Source organism: Bradyrhizobium sp., from assembly GCF_016462955.1.
Taxonomy (GTDB): Bacteria; Pseudomonadota; Alphaproteobacteria; order Rhizobiales; family Xanthobacteraceae; genus Bradyrhizobium.
In genome coordinates, this window is the sequence record NZ_JAEMSD010000724.1 from 1 (window position 1) to 291 (window position 291).

The following is a 291-nucleotide window of genomic DNA, read 5'->3' on the forward strand; positions in this document are numbered from 1 at the left end:
TCATCGCTGCAATCAGCGACCGCTCATCGCTGCAATCGGCTTCTTAACGGACGACAGGAGAATGGCGGAATGCGCTTCGCTGATCGGCGCTGCGAAGTGGGTGGACGCTAAGCGGATTACGTCACCTGCGGTCTTCCGCACATTTCAGGCGGTCGGCCCAATCGGCATCGGCCAGACAACCGGTGACTCAATATCGAAATTGGCGAGTTCGTAACCGCGCCTGAAATCGACGATATGCTTGTCCATCCAGGAGCGCGCCTCCTTCCCGTCACGCTCAGTCAGCGCATTGAG